Here is a 6000-nt window from a genome sequence, read left to right as displayed (position 1 = left end):
AATGGTACATGGTACTATCTTGAAGCATCAGGGGCTATGAAAGTAAGTCAATGGTTTAAAGTTTCAGACAAATGGTACTATGTTGACGGTTCAGGTGCCCTTGCAGTAAATACTACTGTAAATGGTTACACTGTAAACGGAAACGGTGAATGGGTTTAATTTTAGATAGTTGAATCATGACAGGAGAGAAATCTCCTGTTTTTTTGTGGTATATAATCGCGTGAGGGCTTTGTTGGACAGTAGAAAATAAAAAGTGAACAAGACAATATTTCATTCTTGTTCGCTTTTATGTTATTAGTGATTGTATAATCTTATAACAGTGCCTCAAACTCAGCGACGGTCATGCCCAATTGCTGGCTGGCAACCTCGGAAGTCAGGAGACCTTGGCGGACTAGATTTACTAAACCTACTTTTAATCCCTGTTCAAGCCCCTCCGCACGACCACGTTCAAGACCTCGCTCTAGGCCTTGTTCAATTCCTTCTGCTCGTCCTCGTTCAAGGCCACGCTCTAAACCTTGTTCAATACCTTCCGCCCTAGCTGTTTCCAAGGCATAGTCCTGCGCTAACAATGCCTGTTCTTCACGCATACGTAGTTGACTAAACATCTTCCTGTCCTCCTCAGACCAGCTCTTGTAGTCCAGCAGTTGGTCTGCTTGGCTGATAGCTCGCTCAGGTTCTTGGGTAAAGGGTTTATTCCCGAAAAACTCCAACCACGGCTTGCGAACCTCGTCTTTGCTGGTTTCTCTATATTTTTTTAATTCCAAGAATGCCATCTTGACTAGATGGTTTTCTTGTCCATTGTTTGTAATTGTTAAAGCCTCACCTGTCGTGTCCTCGCGCATACTAAAGCTATGGAAAGCCAAGTCATCTTGGAAGTAATTACTATCTACGATAGCAATAGCATATACTGGTGCGATGTGTTTATAGCTCTGGTGAGTATTGCCTTCTTGTTGGCGAATTTTTTCGAGATTTTGATTGACCTGACTACACAGGTAAGTCCACAGGCGATTGATGAAAAAATTCTGATGATGAACTTGAATTTCAATGATTACTTGGGTTCCATTATCTAGTTCAGCTAAAACATCTATACTAGTGTAAAAATCCTGGGCCGAGTACGGCATGGAAGGCAAGACGTGAATATTGCTTCCCTCCAAAATGGTTACATTTTTGGCTGGCAGATCCAGCATATCGCGAATAAATTGACAAGTGATTTCTGGATTGCTAAAGATTTTCTTAGCTACCAAGTCATTGGTTGGACTGATGCCCGGATGACGTACAGTCATATTTCTTCTCCTTTCATTATAGCACATTTTTAAATCTAGGTTTACTAGATTCTCTGGCTCTATCTATTTATTCGGAAAAGTGTGAAAAATACTTGTTCTAGCTCTTCCCAATGGTATTTTTTGGTGCTTTCCTTTATAATGGGTGTATGGATAAGAAAAAATTATTATTGATTGATGGGTCTTCTGTTGCTTTTCGGGCGTTTTTTGCGCTCTATCAGCAGTTGGACCGTTTTAAGAATGCGGCTGGTTTGCATACCAATGCCATTTATGGCTTTCAGTTGATGTTGAGTCATTTGTTGGAGCGAGTTGAACCTAGTCATATTTTAGTAGCCTTTGATGCGGGAAAGACGACCTTCCGGACAGAGATGTATGCGGACTATAAGGGTGGTCGGGCTAAGACTCCTGATGAGTTTCGTGAGCAATTTCCTTTTATTCGTGAGTTGCTGGATCATATGGGGATTCGTCACTATGAGTTGGCTCAGTATGAGGCGGATGACATCATTGGGACGCTGGATAAACTAGCTGAGCAGGATGGTTTTGATATTACCATTGTCAGTGGGGACAAGGACTTGATTCAGCTGACGGATGAGCATACGGTGGTTGAGATTTCCAAGAAAGGTGTGGCTGAGTTTGAGGCCTTTACGCCAGAATATCTTATGGAAAAGATGGGCATTACACCGACTCAGTTTATCGATCTCAAGGCGCTCATGGGAGATAAGTCGGATAATATCCCTGGGGTGACCAAAATCGGTGAAAAGACGGGTATCAAGCTCTTGCTGGAGCATGGTTCGCTTGAAGGTATTTATGAAAATATCGATGGGATGAAGGCTTCTAAGATGAAGGAAAATCTCATCAATGATAAGGAACAGGCCTTTTTGTCGAAAACACTAGCGACCATTGATACCAAGGCACCGATTGAGATTGGTTTGGAGGATTTGGTCTATAGTGGTCCAGATGTGGAAAATCTTGGGAAATTCTACGATGAAATGGGTTTCAAACAGCTCAAGCAGGCTTTAAATGTGTCGTCAGCTAATGTGGCTGAGAGTTTGGACTTTACTATCGGTGACCAAGTCAGTCAAGATATGCTGACTGAAGAGTCTATCTTCCATTTTGAGCTTTTTGGTGAGAATTACCATACGGATGATTTGGTTGGTTTTGCTTGGTCTTGTGGAGATAAGCTCTATGCCACAGACAAGCTTGAGCTTTTGCAAGAGCCTATTTTTAAGGATTTTCTAGAAAAAACACCTCTGAGAGTTTATGACTTTAAGAAGGCTAAAGTTCTCTTGAATCGTTTGGGTATTGATTTGCAGGCGCCTGCTTTTGACAGCCGTTTGGCTAAATATCTCCTTTCGACTGTGGAGGACAATGAAATTGCGACCATCGCTAGTCTTTATGGTCAGACTTATTTGGTTGATGATGAGACTTTCTATGGTAAGGGAGTCAAGAAGGCCATTCCTGGACGCGAGAAATTCTTGGAACATTTGGCTCGTAAGCTTGCTGTGTTGGTCGAAACAGAGCCTGTTTTGCTTGAAAAACTTAGCGAAAATGGGCAGTTAGAGCTTCTTTATGATATAGAGCAACCTCTGGCCTTTGTCCTTGCCAAGATGGAAATCGCTGGGATTAAGGTTAAAAAAGAAACCTTGCTTGAGATGCAGGCTGAAAATGAGCTTGTCATTGAAAAACTAACTCAGGAGATTTACGAACTGGCTGGTGAGGAGTTTAATATCAACTCGCCTAAGCAGTTGGGCGTACTTCTCTTTGAAAAATTGGGACTTCCTCTAGAATACACTAAGAAAACCAAAACAGGTTATTCGACTGCGGTGGATGTCTTAGAGCGCCTGGCTCCTATTGCTCCGATTGTTAAGAAAATCCTAGACTACCGTCAGATTGCCAAGATTCAGTCTACTTATGTAATTGGCTTGCAGGACTGGATTTTGGCTGATGGCAAGATTCATACTCGTTATGTGCAGGATTTGACCCAGACTGGGCGTCTGTCTAGTGTGGATCCAAACTTGCAAAATATCCCTGTGCGTTTGGAGCAGGGCCGTCTCATTCGCAAGGCTTTTGTGCCAGAGTGGGATGATAGTGTTCTTCTGAGTTCTGATTATTCACAGATTGAATTGCGTGTTTTGGCGCATATTTCTAAGGATGAGCACTTGATTAAGGCCTTCCAAGAAGGAGCGGACATCCATACTTCGACAGCCATGAGGGTCTTTGGCATTGAACGTCCTGAGGATGTGACTGCAAACGATCGTCGCAATGCCAAGGCTGTCAACTTTGGAGTGGTTTATGGAATTTCAGACTTTGGTTTGTCTAATAATCTGGGCATCAGCCGTAAGGAAGCCAAAGCCTACATTGATACCTACTTTGAACGCTTCCCAGGCATCAAAAACTACATGGATGAAGTGGTGCGTGAGGCGCGTGATAAGGGCTATGTGGAGACCCTCTTCAAGCGTCGTCGTGAGTTGCCAGATATCAATTCGCGTAACTTTAACATTCGTGGTTTCGCAGAGAGGACGGCTATCAACTCACCTATCCAGGGTTCGGCAGCAGATATTCTCAAGATTGCTATGATTCAGCTGGATAAAGCCTTGGTTGCCGGTGCTTATCAGACTAAGATGCTGTTACAAGTGCACGATGAAATCGTCCTTGAAGTTCCTAAATCTGAATTGGCAGAGATGAAAAGATTGGTCAAACAAACCATGGAAGAAGCCATTCAACTCAGTGTTCCCCTCATCGCAGATGAGAATGAAGGGGCAACCTGGTACGAGGCTAAATAAAAAGGGGGCTAGTCCTCCTTTTTTGTAGTAGAATTATGCAAGCCTTTTCAAAATGTGCTATACTGATGAAAAAGGAGGATTTCTATGAGTCAAGAATTTATCAATCCAAGTGATGGCGTGATTCGTCAGTATCTAACAATGAGTAAAACCCTTGCTGTAGTGGGTTTATCAGACCGCGAGGAAACAACTAGCAACCGAGTGACCAAGGAAATGCAGGCTCGGGGTTATAAAATTATTCCAGTCAATCCCAAGGCGGCAGGTGGCGAAATATTGGGTGAAAAGGCTTATGCTAGTCTAGCAGAGATTCCTTTTCCTGTAGATATTGTCAATGTTTACCGTCGCAGTGAGTTTTTGCCAGATATGGCGCGTGATTTTCTCAAAGCTGATGCCAAGATTTTTTGGGCACAGCTAGGACTTGAAAATCTAGAAGCGGAAGAGATCTTGCGTGCTGGTGGATGCGATGACATCGTGATGAATCGCTGCATCAAAAGAGAACATACTCGCTTGATTAAGGAAGCATAAGAAAAAGGTAGCTGATGGGCTACCTTTTGTGTTATACTCAATGAAAATCAAAGAGCAAACTAGCCGCAGGCTGCTCAAAACACAGTTTTGGGGTTGTGGATAGAACTGACGAAGTCAGTAACCATACCTACAGCAAGGCGACGTTGACGTGGTTTGAAGAGATTTTCGAAGAGTGTTAGAAAATGCCGATAAGGGTCTGCACACCAAGACTAGTGAGGATGATGGCAATCCAGCAGATGGCTCCGAGAACAATGGATTTTCCGCTGGATTTGACCATAGCTACCAGATTGGTTTTGAGCCCGATAGCACTCATGGCCATGACAATAAGGAATTTAGAGAGTTCTTTGAGAGGGGTAAAGAAACTACTAGACACACCTAGAGAGGTGAGTAGTGTAGTGAGGAGAGAGGCAAGGATAAAGTAAAGGATAAAAAGTGGGAAGACTTTTTTCAGTTGTAGGCTTTGCTTGTTTTCTTGTTGGCGACTTTGCCAGTAGGATAGAAAGAGCGTGATAGGGATAATGGCCAAAGTACGTGTGAGTTTAACAATGGTTGCAGACTCGAGGGTATTGCTTTGGTAAAGGCTGTCCCAAGCGCTGGCGGCAGCCGTTACAGAGGAAGTGTCGTTGACCGCAGTCCCTGCAAAGAGGGCGAAGCCTTCATTGGATAGATGAAGCCAGGTGCCGAGGGTTGGAAAGATGAGCGCAGCCAAGACATTGAAGAAAAAGATAACGGAAATGGATTGGGCTACTTCCTTTTCCTTAGCATCAATAACGGGCGCTGTCGCTGCAATGGCAGAGCCACCACAGATTGAAGAACCTACTCCAACCAAGGTAGCCAGTTTTGTATCCAGTGCAAAGAAGCGCTGGAAGAAGTAGGCAATAATCAGAGCTATTGAGATAGTGGACAGGATGACAGGGAGTGAAGATTGGCCAACTGCGAAGACCTGCGAGATATTGAGACCAAAACCAAGCAAGACAACGGCATACTGGAGCAATTTCTTGGAACTAAAGGTCAATCCCGCATCCAGTTGTGTATAAGACGAGAGAAAGGGATGTAGGAGCATTCCCATGAAAATGGCAAAAACGGGCGCGCCAATGACAGGGAAGAATCCTCCTAAGTACCAAGATACGATAGAAATGAGAAGGCAGGCCAAGATACCTGCTCCATTTTTTGATAGAAATGACATAAAAACCTCCAAATAAAATCTTTTACCATTGTAGACATAAAAACAGGAAAAGTCAAATAGAAAGTGGAGCTAACAATTATTTGACAAGTAGTGCTAATTATGTAATAATAATCCTACAAGAACTGTAACGAAGTCTTGGCAAAAACAAAAATACCAGAGCTCCACCTCTGGTATTTCTTTTTGTCCAGTTACATTAAAACTAAACTCAGGTTATATTTTTTTGTCGCGC

Annotated in this window: 4 protein-coding genes and 1 pseudogene; 3 read left to right on the top strand and 2 right to left on the bottom strand. The window is 43.2% G+C overall.

All coding sequences use genetic code 11. The features are described from left to right. A pseudogene (locus HT698_RS07905) lies at positions 1 to 159 on the top strand (choline-binding protein A); the annotation flags it as partial. A 152-nt stretch (positions 160 to 311) separates the two neighbouring features. Here HT698_RS07905 and HT698_RS07900 read toward each other — a convergent pair. Continuing rightward, positions 312 to 1283, bottom strand: coding sequence for an Rpn family recombination-promoting nuclease/putative transposase (locus tag HT698_RS07900; RefSeq protein WP_173219473.1), 972 nt, complete (start codon positions 1281 to 1283; stop codon positions 312 to 314). A 146-nt stretch (positions 1284 to 1429) separates the two neighbouring features. Between HT698_RS07900 and polA the strand changes: the two genes are divergently transcribed. Together polA and HT698_RS07890 are read left to right on the top strand one after the other, a co-directional pair. Continuing rightward, positions 1430 to 4063, top strand: coding sequence for a DNA polymerase I (gene polA / locus HT698_RS07895; RefSeq protein WP_173219475.1), 2634 nt, complete (start codon positions 1430 to 1432; stop codon positions 4061 to 4063). An 84-nt stretch (positions 4064 to 4147) separates the two neighbouring features. Then, a complete protein-coding gene (locus HT698_RS07890) occupies positions 4148 to 4585 on the top strand; it encodes a CoA-binding protein (protein WP_173219478.1) in 438 nt (145 codons plus the stop codon). A gap of 175 nt (positions 4586 to 4760) precedes the next feature. Here the strand turns inward: HT698_RS07890 and HT698_RS07885 are convergent, their stop codons facing one another. Next, positions 4761 to 5771 carry a YeiH family protein gene (locus HT698_RS07885; protein ID WP_173219481.1) on the bottom strand — a complete coding sequence of 337 codons (1011 nt, stop codon included), beginning with the start codon at positions 5769 to 5771 and terminating at the stop codon, positions 4761 to 4763. Positions 5772 to 6000 lie beyond the last annotated feature (229 nt).

The organism is Streptococcus sp. 3109 (genome assembly GCF_013276905.1).
GTDB lineage: Bacteria > Bacillota > Bacilli > Lactobacillales > Streptococcaceae > Streptococcus.
Note: the sequence above shows the minus strand (reverse complement) of the source record. Positions and strands in the feature narration are given on the sequence as shown.